This window comes from Rothia sp. HMSC072B03 (genome assembly GCF_001809565.1).
Lineage (GTDB): Bacteria > Actinomycetota > Actinomycetes > Actinomycetales > Micrococcaceae > Rothia > Rothia mucilaginosa_A.
The window spans coordinates 203,152-218,725 of record NZ_KV797970.1; the positions used below are offsets into that span (position 1 = coordinate 203,152).

General features: G+C 56.0%; 11 protein-coding genes and 1 CRISPR repeat array. Of the genes, 8 read left to right on the forward strand and 3 right to left on the reverse strand.

From position 1 onward, the window contains the following. Window positions 1–54 precede the first annotated feature (54 nt). Window positions 55–717, reverse strand: a complete 663-nt coding sequence (locus tag HMPREF2630_RS09355) for a hypothetical protein (protein WP_053090101.1) — start codon at window positions 715–717, stop codon at window positions 55–57. 539 nt (window positions 718–1,256) lie between these two features. After that, window positions 1,257–1,979 (reverse strand): DUF6318 family protein, encoded by a 723-nt coding sequence (locus tag HMPREF2630_RS07500; RefSeq protein ID WP_049343095.1) that lies wholly within the window; start codon window positions 1,977–1,979, stop codon window positions 1,257–1,259. Between the two features lie 440 nt (window positions 1,980–2,419). Between HMPREF2630_RS07500 and zapE the strand changes: the two genes are divergently transcribed. Beyond that, on the forward strand, window positions 2,420–3,469 hold the full coding sequence (gene zapE / locus HMPREF2630_RS07505; RefSeq protein WP_049343094.1) for a cell division protein ZapE: 1,050 nt from the start codon (window positions 2,420–2,422) through the stop codon (window positions 3,467–3,469). Window positions 3,470–3,593: 124 nt separating this feature from the next. On the opposite strand, the gene HMPREF2630_RS07510 is transcribed toward zapE, so the two are convergent. After that, window positions 3,594–6,743 carry a CRISPR-associated helicase/endonuclease Cas3 gene (locus HMPREF2630_RS07510; RefSeq protein WP_049343093.1) on the reverse strand — a complete coding sequence of 1,050 codons (3,150 nt, stop codon included), beginning with the start codon at window positions 6,741–6,743 and terminating at the stop codon, window positions 3,594–3,596. Between the two features lie 375 nt (window positions 6,744–7,118). On the opposite strand from HMPREF2630_RS07510, the gene casA reads away from it, so the two are divergent. From casA to cas2e, 7 genes are all read left to right on the forward strand, one after another. After that, a complete protein-coding gene (gene casA, locus HMPREF2630_RS07515) occupies window positions 7,119–8,804 on the forward strand; it encodes a type I-E CRISPR-associated protein Cse1/CasA (RefSeq protein WP_049343092.1) in 1,686 nt (561 codons plus the stop codon). After that, window positions 8,797–9,411: a type I-E CRISPR-associated protein Cse2/CasB gene (gene casB / locus HMPREF2630_RS07520; RefSeq protein ID WP_053088821.1), complete on the forward strand. Its 615-nt coding sequence runs from the start codon at window positions 8,797–8,799 to the stop codon at window positions 9,409–9,411. Before casA ends, casB begins: the two co-directional genes overlap by 8 nt. Before the next feature lie 28 nt (window positions 9,412–9,439). Next, a complete protein-coding gene (gene cas7e / locus HMPREF2630_RS07525) occupies window positions 9,440–10,561 on the forward strand; it encodes a type I-E CRISPR-associated protein Cas7/Cse4/CasC (RefSeq protein WP_049334055.1) in 1,122 nt (373 codons plus the stop codon). Further along, window positions 10,561–11,313: a type I-E CRISPR-associated protein Cas5/CasD gene (cas5e, locus tag HMPREF2630_RS07530; RefSeq protein WP_070484243.1), complete on the forward strand. Its 753-nt coding sequence runs from the start codon at window positions 10,561–10,563 to the stop codon at window positions 11,311–11,313. The genes cas7e and cas5e overlap by 1 nt, the downstream gene beginning before the upstream one ends. Continuing rightward, window positions 11,310–11,990 carry a type I-E CRISPR-associated protein Cas6/Cse3/CasE gene (cas6e, locus tag HMPREF2630_RS07535; protein WP_049343090.1) on the forward strand — a complete coding sequence of 227 codons (681 nt, stop codon included), beginning with the start codon at window positions 11,310–11,312 and terminating at the stop codon, window positions 11,988–11,990. The genes cas5e and cas6e overlap by 4 nt, the downstream gene beginning before the upstream one ends. 110 nt (window positions 11,991–12,100) lie before the next feature. Continuing rightward, window positions 12,101–13,042, forward strand: a complete 942-nt coding sequence (cas1e, locus tag HMPREF2630_RS07540; protein ID WP_049334058.1) for a type I-E CRISPR-associated endonuclease Cas1e — start codon at window positions 12,101–12,103, stop codon at window positions 13,040–13,042. Next, complete coding sequence (cas2e, locus tag HMPREF2630_RS08975; protein ID WP_080978732.1) at window positions 13,039–13,377, forward strand: type I-E CRISPR-associated endoribonuclease Cas2e; 339 nt, start codon at window positions 13,039–13,041, stop codon at window positions 13,375–13,377. The genes cas1e and cas2e overlap by 4 nt, the downstream gene beginning before the upstream one ends. 94 nt (window positions 13,378–13,471) lie before the next feature. Then, window positions 13,472–15,573: direct repeats of the CRISPR family, unit length 28 nt; unit sequence ATGTTCCCCGCGCGAGCGGGGATGAGCC. Window position 15,574: the final 1 nt, after the last annotated feature.

Consider the following 15,574-nt stretch of genomic DNA (forward strand, 5'->3'; position numbering starts at 1 on the left):
GAAGTGGCTTCTCGGCAAACATGTGGCTTCTCAACGTAAGACCCGCGGCGGACTTTACATGTCGGGCCAGTCACGATGCAACGAATACTCCGTATCCCCGTCACCGCTATCGTTTAGATGCCAGCGCTGACCGGTACGGATGTCAGCCTTGCGTAGGCGCGGGTTCGGGTTATCCTTTTTACCCATGGTGGGGTCGTTCTTGCAGCCCCAACGAGTGTCGTCTTCATCGCAGGTGCCGCCGACGCGTCCCACATCAACCCACCACACACGAATCAGTAGCGGGTCGACAGTTTCCTTCGTCAACACGACATCCAGGGCCTGCCAGTCGCCGCCGTTCACCCGGAAACGACCAGAGTAAGACACCGTTGCGTAGGCATGGAAATTACCCGAACGCTTATACACATAACTGGTCGCGGTCTTGCGTGACTCTTCACCGCGTGCCCTGCTAACCGGCTTGCCCATGGTGTAGAAAGTATCCTCGTCACCGTTGCCGTATTGGATGGTCATTTGGGTGGGGTAGGATTCGATTTCTACGTGGCCGATCATGAGGTCGCCTTCCCAACGTGCGGTGGGTGCGTCGACGTAGAAGTTGACGGCCTGATTCTTATAGACGTTGGGGTTGTCTTCGCCCTGACCAGAGCCAAGGTTGTAGGACTGTTTTAGTTTGGGGGCCTGGATATTGGTGTTAGCGAATTGGTCCTCGATTTCTTGGAGCATTTCTTCGATAGTGGGACCTTTGGGGGTTTCTTTGGGGTTGGTGGGGGTGAGGGTTTTAGTATCGTTGGGTTGGCAGTATGTTGAGAACCCGGTTTTTAGGTTGTAGTTTGCAGCTTCGCCGGTTGCGGGTTGTTCTAGGACGCGTATGGGTTTACCCGGACGCTGGTCCTCGGAGTAGCATTCAGCATCGCCCGCTCTGCGCGCGGCGTGGGAGGTCATATGGTAGACCTGCCCCATACCGTCAACTGTTTTAGGATGTTCTTTATCCCAGGCCTGCCGCGATGCTTCCACTGAAGTCGTGGAGGCAGTATTACCGTCTGAAATGTCTACCTGTCGAGAATGGTCAGTAGTTCTGGAACGCTTCGTGTGGTTATCTTTCGATGGGGGATTCTCCCCAGGTACCTTAATGCAATGGCCATTAGAATTTTGACTCGTACATTCAGCTGCCATTGCAATCGGAGCGCTACACGTCATATTTACTGCAAAAATAGAAGCGTACAGAATAATATTTATATTCTTAATATTCTTCATGAAGGATTTCATTTTTGCTCCACATCTTCAGAACCTACAATCTTCCAATATCCATTAGAATACGTAAACAGAAAGTAAAAAGAATCGTTTTTCGTATCCGTATTAGCATCCATTTCGAGATGGCCATCAGGATTTACATATGTGACTGTTGACCACAGGATACGAAACTTCATTCGGTAATTTTTCTTCTGGCTATCATAAATCAGAGAACCTTCAGACTGATAAGATTCCAGTCCTCCAATAATCCATCCTCCGCGACTATAAAGAGATTCCAAATATTTGTATGATTTATATTCTTCTGTTTCTTGCGTAATATATTTATAGGCATAAGAACAGTCACCGGTTTGTGTACCGTAGTTGTGGGCAACCAGCCAGTCTTCCATCATGTGAATGAGACCCTCTTCGGTTTCAGGGTACTGCGCAGGCTCATTGCGGGGCTTGGGGACATTTTGGGCTGGGCCGTAACCGTCCGCCTTGCGGTACTCACCATCGGGGGCTTTCGAGCCACCGGAGTAGCCGCGGTTAATGACCGGGCTCGGAGTAGCTGAGGCTGAAGACGCCTCGGTAGCCGAAGCCGAGGCCGTAGCGGTCTCGCTCGGCGTGGCGGAAGAAGTCGAGCCCGTAGCCTCATTAGCGGCCTCCTGACCGCATGCCGCAAGCAGTCCGGTCAGGCCGAAGAGTGCGCCGCCGCTCAGCAACGCGCGGCGGGTCAAAGCGGATTCAGGTCCCATTGGGTGCTCCAATCGTCGGTGATGGTGTGTATGTGCTAGTCGAGAATGTTTCTGTAGGTACGGCGACGTGCCTCGAAAGTGTTCTGGCTAGGTATTCCATGCTGTCGATGCACCGGTGCATCGCTTTGGGTCCTGAGACCACCTTACAGGATGTTTGCCATCTTTTGCAGTCTTTTGTAGTTTGTGAAGTTTAGATATAGATATTGGAATACTTTCGCTATCAAGTAGGTCTTCGGAGTGTGTTGATTGAGAGAAGTGTTGGTTCAGAGGGTATTGGGGGAGGGGGCGAGGCAACCTCGACCTCTCAGACCTGCCAACTGCATCCGGCGCATCGCCTTACTCATAATGTGGCGGGCAACTCATGCGGCTCACGCGGGGTGTTAGGCAGTACTACACTTAAAACGAAAGTCACATCGCCGTCACTGAAGAAAAGAGTTTTTGTGCCCACCACGACCGTACATTTGACCGACCGCATCCCGCGCGTGTCTGCCGATGAGCTGCTGGCAGGTTTCCGCCCGTCAGAGCGTTTTGGAGAGGTTTCGTTCGACACCTATATCCCCGACCCGAACCAGCCTTCGCAGGCTGAGGCGGTGCAGAAGCTCAAGGATTTTGGCGACAAGATTAACGGCGGCGGCTCCGGCGGCGGCTTCTTTGGTCGACTCTTTGGCGGTAAGAAGAAGGACACTTCGAAGGCCGGCCTGTACCTTGACGGCGGTTTTGGTGTGGGTAAGACCCACCTGCTGGCTTCGCTGTGGCATTACGTGGACGGCCCGAAGGCATTCGGCACGTTCGTGGAGTACACGAACCTGGTGGGTGCGCTGACGTTCCGTAAGACGGTTGAGGCGTTGAGCAGCTACAAGCTGGTGTGCATCGACGAATTTGAGCTGGACGATCCGGGCGATACGGTGCTCATGTCCCGCCTGATGCGTGAGCTGGCCGATGCCGGCGTGAAGCTTGTGGCGACTTCGAATACTCTGCCGGGTGCCCTGGGCGAGGGTCGCTTCGCGGCGGAGGACTTTAAGCGTGAGATTCAGGTTCTTGCTTCGCAGTTTGAGGTGCACCGCGTGGATGGTGAGGACTTCCGTCACCGTGGCCTGCCCGCCGCACCGGAGCCTGTAGCAGACGCCGAGTTTGACGCGAAGGTTGAGGAGGTGTTCGCCGGTAAGACGGTGGGCGTCGATAACTTCGCGGACCTGGTGGAGCATCTGGCGAAGGTGCACCCTTCGCGTTACCGTCAGCTGATTGACGGTCTGCAGGGTGTTGCGTGGCGTGATGTTCGCCCGATTACTGAGCAGTCGGTGGCGTTGCGTTTTGTGGTGCTGGCCGACCGCCTGTATGACAAGGACCTGCCGATTGTTTCTTCGGGTGTGCCTTTTGACAAGGTGTTTACTGAGGAGATGCTGGCCGGTGGTTACCAGAAGAAGTATTTCCGCGCGGTGTCTCGTTTGACTGCGTTGGCTCGTGAAGGCATGCTCGGCGAATCTGAGTAGCCGCCGCCTGACGCTGTGAAACCGCGCAGTGTGAATGCGTGGACTGCGCCGAAAAGTTTATATAGTGAAGACCCCCGCCGGATGCTCCACGAGAGGATCCGGTGGGGGCCTTTGTTTGTCTTGGCTAGTTTTTATTCTTGGGGTCGATGCTCTGCAAGCCTAGCTGGGCGGTGTACACCAGCTCGTAATCACAGAGGGCATACGAGTATACGCCTGCTTCGATCTCTTCAAAGGGCAGGATGAGCTGCCCTTCCAGCATGAATGATTTCTGCCAGTTTTCGATGCGTTCCTTTTCCAGCTGGTCGAGTGCGGCGTCGAATCGGAGTATCCTACCCTTGATGCGGTGGTTGGGTGCATCTGAGTATTGGTAGGGGAGTCGAATCGATGAAGCCGCAAGTTGCATGCTCTGCCAATAAGTCGGCGGGTCATCGGCTGAAGCGTCAAAGCGAAGAGATTCAGCCTCGTCTGTGCCGTTGATGGAAGGCAAAAGCCGGTAGCTTTTAATCGCGCTATTGGGATTGCCCGGTTGGTTCCGTTCCACAACGATTGCGATAACTTCCAGGGATGCGTCGGTGTCGCGGACCTTTGCCTCGCCGATTTGCTCGTCAGAGAAGCGCAAATCGTCAGGCTTAAGGAGGCGATTCATGCAGTCCGCCATGGTGTACTGTGCGCGCTGAGGTGCACAGAGCAGATAGCCTTCAGCTCGGACTTCGGCTTGGTCCTTACCTTTCTTATGCTCCTGCTTGGCACTTTCAAAGACTTCTGCCCAGGCACTAGGAATCTCAGCAGACGCATTTTCCTGATAGGCCGTCTGCACCAGTGGACTGATGTCCGCAGGAATTCGAATAGGTTCACCGTCGAAGTGGGGGAGAAGCTGCGCGTAGCTGCTGAGCAGGATCATCGGCTCATAGACTGCCTTGGATCCACGCGGGAAGTCGGGTGCCTCAACGTGTGAGCCGAACGTTTCAACTCCTCGCACGTAGCACACCGGCTTGCGGTATGCGGGGGTGCGTTCTGAGCTGCTGCGGCTATCGTGACGGTGTAGACGTCCCATGCGCTGAAGCACCAGGTCAACCGGCGCGAAGTCGGTAACCATTACGTCAAAGTCCAGGTCAAGCGACTGTTCGATGACCTGCGTACCCACCACAATGAGGCGGTGCGGGCGCGAGGAATCCTCCCCGTCAGCTTTGCTGTAGTGTGCCTTCTTGCCGAGCTTGGAGACAAGAATTTCTTCTTGTTCGGCGCGGTGCGTGGCGGTAAAGCGAGAGTGAGTGAGGATGACGTGCTCTTCACCGAACTGTTCACTCAGGAATGCGTGCATCTCCTGGGCTCGTCCAACGGTGTTGCAGATGACTGCGGCGCATCCGTGGTCATTGGCGAGCGGTTCGAGCACGTTCAGGACGCTTTCGGGGCTGTCGTCAATGAGTTTCAGCTCGATTTCGGTTTGCTCTACGGGCTGTTCAACCTTCCATTTCTTGGGAGTTCCATTGTCTTCGGCGGTAAGCGTGTGGACGACGGGGTAATCCAAATCAAGAGGAGAATTTTCAGTCACGGCAGGTGCTGGAGGTGCTTGAGTCTTCGCAAGCTTAGCCATCATTCGAGCCATCATGTCATTATCCTGCGGCGCAGAAACAGAAGCAGTTGCCTTGTTCGGTTCTGCTCCAACCTTTAGACCCTTGGCGTAGCTCTTCATCAGATCATTGCGAGTAGCTGAGGGTAGGGTTGCCGACATGAGAATGACCGGCGCATTCATCTGCCCCAGCCAGTAGAGCGCAGCGGAAAGGTACTTGCTCATGTATGCGTCGTAGGCGTGCACCTCATCAATGATGATGACCTTGGAAGCAAGACCGAGGTGTCGGAGCATCACATGCCTTGCTTGCAGAGCGGTCATGAGCACCTGGTCGATGGTGCACACAACGAAGCTGGAGAGGAGCCCCTTCTTGGTACCGCTGAGCCAGCTGTGTCGCGCGAGGGACGTTCCGGGGCGTAGCGTTTTTCGGTTGTTTTCTTGCCCGGGGATGGAAGATTCGTCGAAAATATCTGCCTTAGAGAGCGCCTCGTAGGACTTGTTGAACCGGTTCTTGGAGTGCCCCAGGAACATGGAGTGCGGCTCAATAGGCCCGCCCTGTTCTTGCGCCACGTTATTTGTCTGGTACTTCACCCATTCGATAACACGGTCAAAGAGAGCGTTGGAGGTCGCCTGAGTCGGTGCCGCGAAGGCTACACCGGTGCGACCGGTCGCCTGCGCAAGGAACTCAGCAGCGATGAGACCGGCTTCAGTTTTACCCTGACCCATGGGCGCTTCGATGCACATCATGCCGCCGCTTTGCATGGAGCGTGCCGCTTCGACTACGACTTCCTGCATGGGGCGTAGGGTCGGGTTGCTCCACCCAAAACGGGATGCGTAGAGGTCAGTTGCAGGGGTGCCGGGGTTGGTATCCAGCGCTGCAATCCAGCGCTGTTCAAGCCCGAGAGCCTGCCAGCCGACGCGCGCTCGCTGTTCCTGTTCGGCTGAGCCGAAGGTGCCCATGGGGAAGAAATCAGGGTTTGAGGCAATCCAGTCTGACATGATGACGAAACCGGTAATGCAGAACTGCACGGAGACGGGGATAGTCTGTCCGTGCTGTGCTAGCTGTTGCAATGCCGAGGATGCGCCAAAGCGTTCCAGGGTGATGTCATAGAGTTCCTGCCAAGCAGCACGCCACTTGGGGGAGAGGCGCTCTAAAATGACATTGCTCAATTCAGTGGATGCAGGCATGTAGTCTGCGGGTGTGCCGTGGTGCGCGCCGGAGATACTCGCGAGAGTTTCAGCAACTTCACGCGGCATGCCCTCAATGTTGCTGGTGAGCAGGTGAATGAGGATGCTCTGGCTGTACTTGCTGTGGGGGCATCGCAAGCCGCTAGTGGGAGTGACAAGATCTTCGGGGAACTCAAAGTCCTGCTGCTCGATACGCTGACGGTACACGGCGAGGTTTTCGTCGCGTCGCGCATCGAGCTGCCCGGAGAATTCGGGGGTTGCTTTGCCCATGTCGTGGGTGGCGGCGAGCCAACATACGAGCGCGCGCGCATCTTCCATTGAAAGGTGGAGGTGCTCACTGAATCGCTTCTGCAGACCGGGGGCGAGCCATGTGTCCCAGAGCCGGGCGGCAACAGAACCAGCGTCGAGCATGTGTTGGACGAGGGAGAGGCCGCGGGTGGGGGAGTCCTTGTCTCCTGTTTTTGCCCAGAACGATGCCGTTTCAGGTGTTGAAAGATACTCAGGGGCGGGTGCCATGATTCTCCTTAGACGGTAGACTAGTGCGTACCTCGCTGCGGTGCGAGGTGTATGTTCCCCGAAGCAGACGGGGATGAGCCAGTATTTATAAAATTGGTTGATGTGGTCCCTGCGTGAGCGGGGATTCTGCTTCCGTTGCTTCCAGCTTTACTCTACACGTTAAAAATATCAAAGGTATTAATAAATTGTTAGATTTACTTGACTTAACCTTCTTGATGCTCCTATAGTGGAATTATCAAGCCACTGGAGGCCCACCAAGAGCCCCCTGACAAGGCTAAATTAATGGTCCACTCCCATTGTGGACTAGAAACCATTTTTATGACTGCTCATTCGTCACTCGACAGTGAGCTGATTTCGATGATGAAAGGAGTGAGAATGGCTAGCTTGGAAGAACCCCGCTTCAATCTTGTTGATGAAGCATGGATCCCGGTTCGACTGAAAACGGGCGAGGTTGCTGAGCTGTCACTCCATGATTTCTTCAAGCGGGTGTATGAGATTGACCGAATTCAAACGGATAATCCGCTAACCGATGTTGCAATCTTGGGTGTTGCGCTCATTATCTTTGCGCGCGCCACTTTTCTTAGCGAAGGCGTTAAGAGCTCTGGTGGCGCGGCTCCTTGGACTCGCCAGATGCGTGAGTCCGACGCTAATAACCTGACTGCTGTTCTGGGATACCTTGAAATTTTCAAGGACCGTTTCTGGCTGGTAGGCGGTGACCGCCCCTTTATGCAGGTGCATGATTTGCACACGGCTAAGGGAGACACCAAACCCGTTAGCCGCTTGCTTTTGGACTCGGAGAGTGAGTACTTCTCGGTTCGCGCTGAAAAGACCTTGGATTCTCTGAGCTTTGCCGAGGCTGCGCGCTACCTGCTGACGATTCAAGCCTGGGACTACTCGGGTATTAAATCTGGCGCGGTAGGCGACCCCCGTGTTAAGGGTGGTAAGGGCTATCCTCTGGGTGTTGGGTGGTACGGCACGACCGGTAAAGTGATTGTTCACGGTGCCAACATGATGGAAACCCTGTTGTACAGCCTCGACTATGAGCAGCTGACTGATGATGACTCGTTTGCGCTTGACCTCCCGGTATGGGAGCGTGCTGAGCCTGATACCGCAGCACCGCGTGCGTACACTGGTGGTCCTGCGGCTCAGTATAAGGATCAGCCGGTGCCCGCGAGCGGCATGTGCGAGATTCTGACCTGGCAGTCACGTCGTATCCGTCTGCATCATGATGGCGAACGCGTAACTTCGGTTCTTGTTGCTAATGGCGACAAGTGGTTTGACCGTAATACCTATACTGACCCTCTGACAGGTTATCGCTACAGCAAGAATCAGTCGTCGAAGACTGAACAGGTGTGGATGCCTCAGGCTCATTCGGCTGAACGTACCTTGTGGCGTGGCGCTGATGCTCTGCTGACTCGTCTTACCCTGGAATCTGAGAAGCAGAATAAGCCTGCTCCTGTGATTCGTCAGCTGGGTTCGGGAAGGTACTTCCCGACTGATGCAGAGGTGCAGGTTCAGCTGGTAGGCGTTGAGTACGGCAACCAGAGTGCCGTGATTGAGAACATTATTTCTGACTCGATGACCATTGAGCTTTCTCTGCTGACTGATGAAGGCGTGAGCGCCTCGCAGATGGTGCGTGAAAATATTCAAGCAACCATGGACGCGGCAATTGCACTGGGACAGTTTGCGGGTAATTTGTTGCGTGCCGCAGGCAGGGAATACGAATTCCGCGCAGACGCTACCGAAGCCGTACTTAACCGTATGGAAGAGTCTTTCCGCCTCTGGCTTGCAGACCAGGGAGCTACAGAGGATATCTCCACCAAGAAGGAAGAATGGCAGCGTCTGGTGCGTACCGCCATCCAGCACGAAGCGAACATCCTTATCGATAGTGCAGGGCCCAAGGCGATGCTCGGTTTCTTCGGTAAGGACCTTTCGGGAAACGAAGTTCTTTACAGCGTTGCTCACGCAGAACGACAGCTCCATGCGCGTCTGCGTAAAATCATCCCTTTGGCTTATCAAGCCTCCACCTCTCACTCACCTCAGGAGGACACGAATGAGTGACCGTACTGCGCAGAATGACCTGCAGCAGTTTATTGCTGCAAAGGTGATGCGCCTTTACCACCAGAAGAGTAGCGGCGTTTCGTCTGCTACTGCACAGCTGGCGAAGCTTCGCCGTGGAACGGGCGAGTCGCCGTTGGCTCATCCCGAGCTTTGGGGATTCGTTCTGGAGAAGGAAGACGGTACTGAAGGTATCCCCGAAGAGTACCGTGGCAAGGGTGACCAGCCGAGTAACGCGGAGAACGCAGCATACACTGCTTTGACTCTTTTTGCCCTGCATCAGCAGTCACAGAATCAGCCCATGCATGTTGCGGGTGTTTCTTTCGGCCAGGCAGTCGGCCGTTTGGTCAGCCAGACTACTTCTTCGATGAAGAAGCGTCTTGACTCTCTGTTGACCGCGCAGACGGAGAATGCTCGCCAGCATTACCTGCGTAGCTTGATTACTCTGCTCCGTTCCGAAGGTATTGCCTTTGACTACGGCCGATTCGCCGTGGACTACATGTATCTTCTGAACCCCATGACGCGTCAGAAGGTTCTGTACCGCTGGAACCGCGACTTCTCCTACGGACTTATCCCCGTTCGCGCTGTTGCGAACAAAACCACTAAGTAACTATCACTCCTGAAAGAAGGAAAACATCATGACTATTTTCGTCGATATTCACGCCCTGCAGACCCTGCCCCCGTCGAACATTAACCGTGACGACACCGGCAGCCCTAAGTCCGCTTTCTTCGGTGGCGTTCAGCGTCAGCGTGTTTCCAGCCAGGCTTGGAAGTCCGTTATTCGCCGCGATTTTGAATCGCACCTTGACCGCTCGAAGCTGGGCGTACGTACTCGTCTGGTTGCTGACAAGGTAGTGGCGCGCATCCTGGATCTTGCACCCGAATTTGATGCTGATCAGGCTGAGAAGGCTGTCGTTGAGGCATTCAAGGCGGCAAAGATTAAGCTGGAGAAGCCGAAGAAGAAGGAAGACGAAGAAGCAGGCCGTGCTGTTTCTGGCTATTTGATTCTGCTGAGCAACCAGCAGATTGATAAGCTGGCACAGGCAATTATTGATGCTAACGGCGAGAAGCTCGTTGCTAAGGATGTTAAGGAAATCCTCGACACCAACCACAGTGTTGATATTGCTCTCTTCGGTCGTATGCTGGCAGAAGCCGCTGACTTCAATGTTGACGCCGCGTGCCAGGTAGCACACGCCCTGAGCGTTCACGGCTCTGAACCCGATTTCGATTACTACACCGCGGTGGATGACGTCGTTCGTTCTTCTGATGACGCTACCGGCGCAGGCATGATTGGCACCGTTGAGATGGCGGCAAGCACCTTCTACCGCTACGCCAACATCAACCTGGATGCACTGAACACTAACCTGGGTGATGCTTCTGCAAGCGTCGAGGCAACCCTGGCGTTTGTCCGTTCCTTCATCAACTCCATGCCTACCGGTAAGCAGAATTCTTTCGCTGCGCGTACCCTGCCTGACGCGGTTATCGTGACTGTTCGTGACGACCGCCCTATCTCCTATGTGAACGCCTTCGAGAAGGCTATTACTGAGGTTGAGGGTCGTCGTGTGGCCGCTGCTCGTGCGCTCGCATCTGAGGCTAAGAACATTGAGGAAGCGTATGGTTATGAGCCGGTCGCATCGTATGTTCTGGCTCTGGGCGACCTCAAGGAAGAACTGGCTGGTCTGGGCGAGTCTGTTTCTCTGAAGGGTCTGCTTGATTCCCTGGAGGCTCAGCTGACTGCTCTCACCTCTCAGGAGTCCTAATGCCTACCCTGCTCTTGAAGATGAGCGGGCCGTTGCAGTCATGGGGTACTCAGAGCCGTTTCCGTCGCCGTGATGCTGGTCATGAGCCGAGCAAGTCTGGCGTGATTGGAATGGTCGCTGCAGCCCTGGGGCGCTCGCGTAACGAACCGGTTGACGATTTGGCTTCGTTGAAGTTCGCGGTTCGTACGGATGCCCCGGGTGCCCTGATTCGTGACTATCAGACCGCTAAGAACTGGGCTAAGAACCCGAATGGTGCGGCTTCTCTTTCGACCCGCATGTACCTTTCGGATGCTTTTTTTGTGGTGGCTCTGGAAGGTGAACGTGAACAGTTGGAGACTATCGAGTCTGCGCTGAAGAAGCCCGTATATCCTCTGTATCTTGGGCGGCGCGCATGCCCGGCTGGTTACGACCTTGTTTTGGGTATTCGTGAGGAGCCCGCCGAGGAGGCTCTGCGTTCCTTGGAATGGCAGGTGCCTGAGTATCGTCGTAAGGATTTTCCTAGCCCGGTAGCGTTGCGTATCCTGCGTGATGCGTTGCCCGGTGAGCGCGGCGATTTGGTGCGGGATATTCCGGTGAGTTTCAGCTCGGAGCATCGTCAGTATGCTTCGCGTGAGGTTGTGTCGGTTGAGCCTGTTCTCGTAAATATCAAGGACGATCAGCTTGCACAGAACGGGGAGGAAGGGGCTTCTGCGAAGAGCCCTTCTGCCCAGGATTCTGAGCCTGATTACATGAAGGCGGTGATGGAAGCGTGACGTATTTTTCTCGTTTCATGATTAATCCGCAGCGTCGTGGTGCGTGGAAGCTGCTGCGTAGCCCGCAGGCGATGCATGCCGCTGTGATGGCGACTTTGCCGCCGGATACGGACTATTCTGAGAGCCGTATTCTGTGGCGTTTGGATGAGTCTCAGCATGCGCCGACTTTGTATATGTTGAGTCCTGAGAAGCCTGATTTTTCGGCTCTTGTGGAGCAGGCTGGTTGGCAGACTCGCCCTGGTGAGAGCGCTCATTATGGTCGCCTGCTGGCGAAGCTGGAGAACGGCCAGGAGTGGGCTTTCCGTCTCGCCGCGAACCCGGTGAAGCGTCACACGAATAAGCAGACGGGTAAGCGAGAGGTGTTCCCGCATGTGACGGCTGAGCAGCAGCGGGCGTGGATTCGTGAGCGTGCTCCGCAGTGGGGGTTTGAAGTAATTCCCGCGGTTGAGGGTCAGGATATTGGGGAGTGCCCGTTGGTTTCTTCTCGTCAGGACCTTGCGTTTGCTCGTCGTAATGCTGAAGGTAAGGTCGGTAAGGTGACTCACCGTAAGGCTCAGTTTGATGGTGCTCTTCGCATCACTGATGTTGAGCTGTTCCGTAAGTCTCTGCTCTCCGGTATGGGTAGGGGCAAGGCGTACGGTATGGGCCTTCTGACCTTGGCGCCCCTGTCCCGCTAGGTAACGCGGGTGAAGGGCGGGGGACTGTCCTGCGTGATGGTGCCCCGCCCTTCTTTATTCACTCATATTTTGTGCCGATGGTGGCACGTTGATGTTCATAGGAGAAGATCATGCAGGGGGCTGTTCCTCCGAGCTCGTCTGAGCTGTTTCGCAGTTCTGACCGTTTGAGTTTTGTGTATGTGGAGCATGCGACGATTTCCCGTGCAGATAGTGCGGTGACGTTTGTGAAGGAAGAGGGCGTGGTTCATTGTCCTGCCGCGAGCTTGAGCGCTTTGCTGTTGGGGCCGGGTACTCGTATTACTCATCAGGCGATGGCTTTGTTGGGGGAGTGCGGTACTACGGTGGTGTGGGTTGGCGAGCAGGGTGTTCGTTATTATGCGAGCGGTAAGTCTGTGGCGCGTTCTTCGCGTCTGTTGATTGCTCAGGCGAAGTTGGTGTCGAATACGCGGAGCCGTTTGGCTGTGGCGCGCATGATGTATCAGTGGCGTTTTCCTGGTGAGGATACGAGCGAGCTGACGATGCAGCAGCTGCGTGGTAGGGAAGGGGCGAGGGTGCGTTCTGTTTATAGGCAGTGGTCTGAGCGGACTGGTGTTCCGTGGGAGCGTCGTGAGTATGATCCGAATAATTTTGGTGATGGGTCGCCGATTAATCAGGCGTTGTCGGCTGCTCATGCTGCGTTGTATGGGATTGTTCATGCGGCGATTGTGTCTTTGGGGTGTGCTCCTGGGCTGGGTTTTGTGCATACGGGTCATGCTTCTTCTTTTGTGTATGACGTTGCTGATTTGTATAAGGCGGAGGTTACGATTCCTGCTGCGTTCGAGGTGGTTGCTGGCTATACGGAGGGCATGGATATTGGGTCTGTGACGCGTAGGGCGGTGCGTGACCGTATTCGTTCTGAGAAGGTGATGGAGCGGGTTGTGCGGGATATTCAGCGGCTTTTGCTGGCTGAGGAGGTTCCTGAGGAGATGCTTGATAGTACTGAGATGCTTTTGTGGGATGAATACACGGGAGGCACTGCGGCGCGTGCGAACTTTTCTGGGGATGAGTCATGATTGTGATTGTGTTGTCCGCTTGTCCGGTAAGTCTTCGTGGTGATTTGACGAAGTGGCTTTTGGAGATTAATCCTGGGGTGTTTGTGGGACGTGTGAGTGCCAGGATTCGTGAGAAGTTGTGGGCGCGTGTGCTGGAGTCGGGTGGTACTGGTCGGGCGACTATGGTGTTTCCGGCGGATAATGAGCAGCGGCTTGAGTTTCGAGTGAATAATGCGGACTGGGAGCCAATCGATTTTGAGGGTGTGAAGCTGATTTATCGGCCGGTGGTTCGTAAGGTTGTGCCGAAATCTGGGTGGAGTAAGGCGAGTAGGTATCGCCGTGCTCGTCGTGGTTAGGGGCTACTGTTTATCGTGTATTCTGGAGTCAGGCTCTGGCTCCAAAGTGATTCTATTTTGCTGATGTAGGGGGTAAAACCCCATGTCAGCAAGCATGTTCCCCGCGCGAGCGGGGATGAGCCGTGACGGAGCAGCAGTCTCGTTGGAGGGATAAGATGTTCCCCGCGCGAGCGGGGATGAGCCGAACACCGTCAATGTAATCATCACCACTCCAAGATGTTCCCCGCGCGAGCGGGGATGAGCCGCCCCGTATCCAGGCGCTGTAGGTAGACAAGCGATGTTCCCCGCGCGAGCGGGGATGAGCCGGCTTGTGCGCTTTCGTGATTGTTTTCAGATTAATGTTCCCCGCGCGAGCGGGGATGAGCCGATTCCAACGCTGTATCTGAGCTCATGTATGAGATGTTCCCCGCGCGAGCGGGGATGAGCCGGCGGTCGCCATTCGCGGCAGATAGGTGCCGCCATGTTCCCCGCGCGAGCGGGGATGAGCCGAAGGCGTAAATTATGCGCATGACTCGACAGATATGTTCCCCGCGCGAGCGGGGATGAGCCGTCCAGCGGCACCTCTGCACCGTAACGCTCTTCATGTTCCCCGCGCGAGCGGGGATGAGCCGGAGATAAAGGGCGCAATGGAGCACCGAATCAGATGTTCCCCGCGCGAGCGGGGATGAGCCGAGCAGCGGGTAGTGGGCGTTATCCTGCTGGTCATGTTCCCCGCGCGAGCGGGGATGAGCCGCACGGCCCACATTATCAAGAGTGGGCTTTAGCATGTTCCCCGCGCGAGCGGGGATGAGCCGATGTCGCCGACAATCTTCACGCCGTCATTAAAATGTTCCCCGCGCGAGCGGGGATGAGCCGGCGTTCGGTCTATGGGTGGTGCGTTCTGAGACATGTTCCCCGCGCGAGCGGGGATGAGCCGGCCACCGACGATAAGGCCAACAACCACCAGAAATGTTCCCCGCGCGAGCGGGGATGAGCCGGATAGCGCCGCCAATCTTGGTAGACATATCCTATGTTCCCCGCGCGAGCGGGGATGAGCCGACTGTTACGGACATTATCGGTTCCGTTTTCCGATGTTCCCCGCGCGAGCGGGGATGAGCCGAAGTCCACTCATTAGCCACGAAGTAGCTAACCATGTTCCCCGCGCGAGCGGGGATGAGCCAGCAACTGATTACGCAGGCGCTTCTTTTTGACCATGTTCCCCGCGCGAGCGGGGATGAGCCGCTTTCGCATGATGCGAGTGACGATAAGATTAAATGTTCCCCGCGCGAGCGGGGATGAGCCGCACATATTCGCGCTGAGTACCGACGGACGGTAATGTTCCCCGCGCGAGCGGGGATGAGCCGCGCGCATTGAGAAATGTCATCGCCGCCGGTATATGTTCCCCGCGCGAGCGGGGATGAGCCGCAGCGCGTGCGTACTTGCCGGTGGGTAGAATCATGTTCCCCGCGCGAGCGGGGATGAGCCGGAGGAGTGAGAGGATGAGTCCGAAGATGAAGAATGTTCCCCGCGCGAGCGGGGATGAGCCGTCGACCAATGGCCAGGCTATCCCGGGCGTGGAATGTTCCCCGCGCGAGCGGGGATGAGCCGGTGAACCGCCAGGCCGCGAATATTATCCGCCTATGTTCCCCGCGCGAGCGGGGATGAGCCGGCCGTCTTGCGCCACATGGCCGCCTCATGCTGATGTTCCCCGCGCGAGCGGGGATGAGCCGGCGCTCGAACCTGGTGTGACATCCCTCACTAAATGTTCCCCGCGCGAGCGGGGATGAGCCGCGGCGACGCCAGGCACCGGCGAAGCGGCCGCGATGTTCCCCGCGCGAGCGGGGATGAGCCGAAGACTGTCTCGCTGTGGACGAGTCGCGGCGGATGTTCCCCGCGCGAGCGGGGATGAGCCGGGGTGCAACGCCCTAGAAATCAGCCTAACCGGATGTTCCCCGCGCGAGCGGGGATGAGCCGTGTCAGAGAACACAATGAATTATAGGGGTTTTATGTTCCCCGCGCGAGCGGGGATGAGCCGAGCTGAAGCGCCGTGGTGTTTCGCTTCCTTCTATGTTCCCCGCGCGAGCGGGGATGAGCCGAACTCTTGACTCAACACAACCTGGGATTTCTTATGTTCCCCGCGCGAGCGGGGATGAGCCGGACCCGAACTCATGCATGAGATTTTTGATGAGATGTTCCCCGCGCGAGCGGGGATGAGCCG

What these genes read in the sequence shown, in the direction of transcription:
- cas1e (WP_049334058.1), top strand. Translation starts at nt 12,101, where the DNA reads ATGCAGGGGGCTGTTCCTCCGAGCTCGTCTGAGCTGTTTCGCAGTTCT.
- cas2e (WP_080978732.1), top strand. Translation starts at nt 13,039, where the DNA reads ATGATTGTGATTGTGTTGTCCGCTTGTCCGGTAAGTCTTCGTGGTGAT.
- HMPREF2630_RS09355 (WP_053090101.1), bottom strand. Translation starts at nt 717, where the DNA reads ATGCTCCAAGAAATCGAGGACCAATTCGCTAACACCAATATCCAGGCC.
- casB (WP_053088821.1), top strand. Translation starts at nt 8,797, where the DNA reads ATGAGTGACCGTACTGCGCAGAATGACCTGCAGCAGTTTATTGCTGCA.
- casA (WP_049343092.1), top strand. Translation starts at nt 7,119, where the DNA reads ATGGCTAGCTTGGAAGAACCCCGCTTCAATCTTGTTGATGAAGCATGG.
- cas5e (WP_070484243.1), top strand. Translation starts at nt 10,561, where the DNA reads ATGCCTACCCTGCTCTTGAAGATGAGCGGGCCGTTGCAGTCATGGGGT.
- HMPREF2630_RS07500 (WP_049343095.1), bottom strand. Translation starts at nt 1,979, where the DNA reads ATGGGACCTGAATCCGCTTTGACCCGCCGCGCGTTGCTGAGCGGCGGC.
- cas7e (WP_049334055.1), top strand. Translation starts at nt 9,440, where the DNA reads ATGACTATTTTCGTCGATATTCACGCCCTGCAGACCCTGCCCCCGTCG.
- HMPREF2630_RS07510 (WP_049343093.1), bottom strand. Translation starts at nt 6,743, where the DNA reads ATGGCACCCGCCCCTGAGTATCTTTCAACACCTGAAACGGCATCGTTC.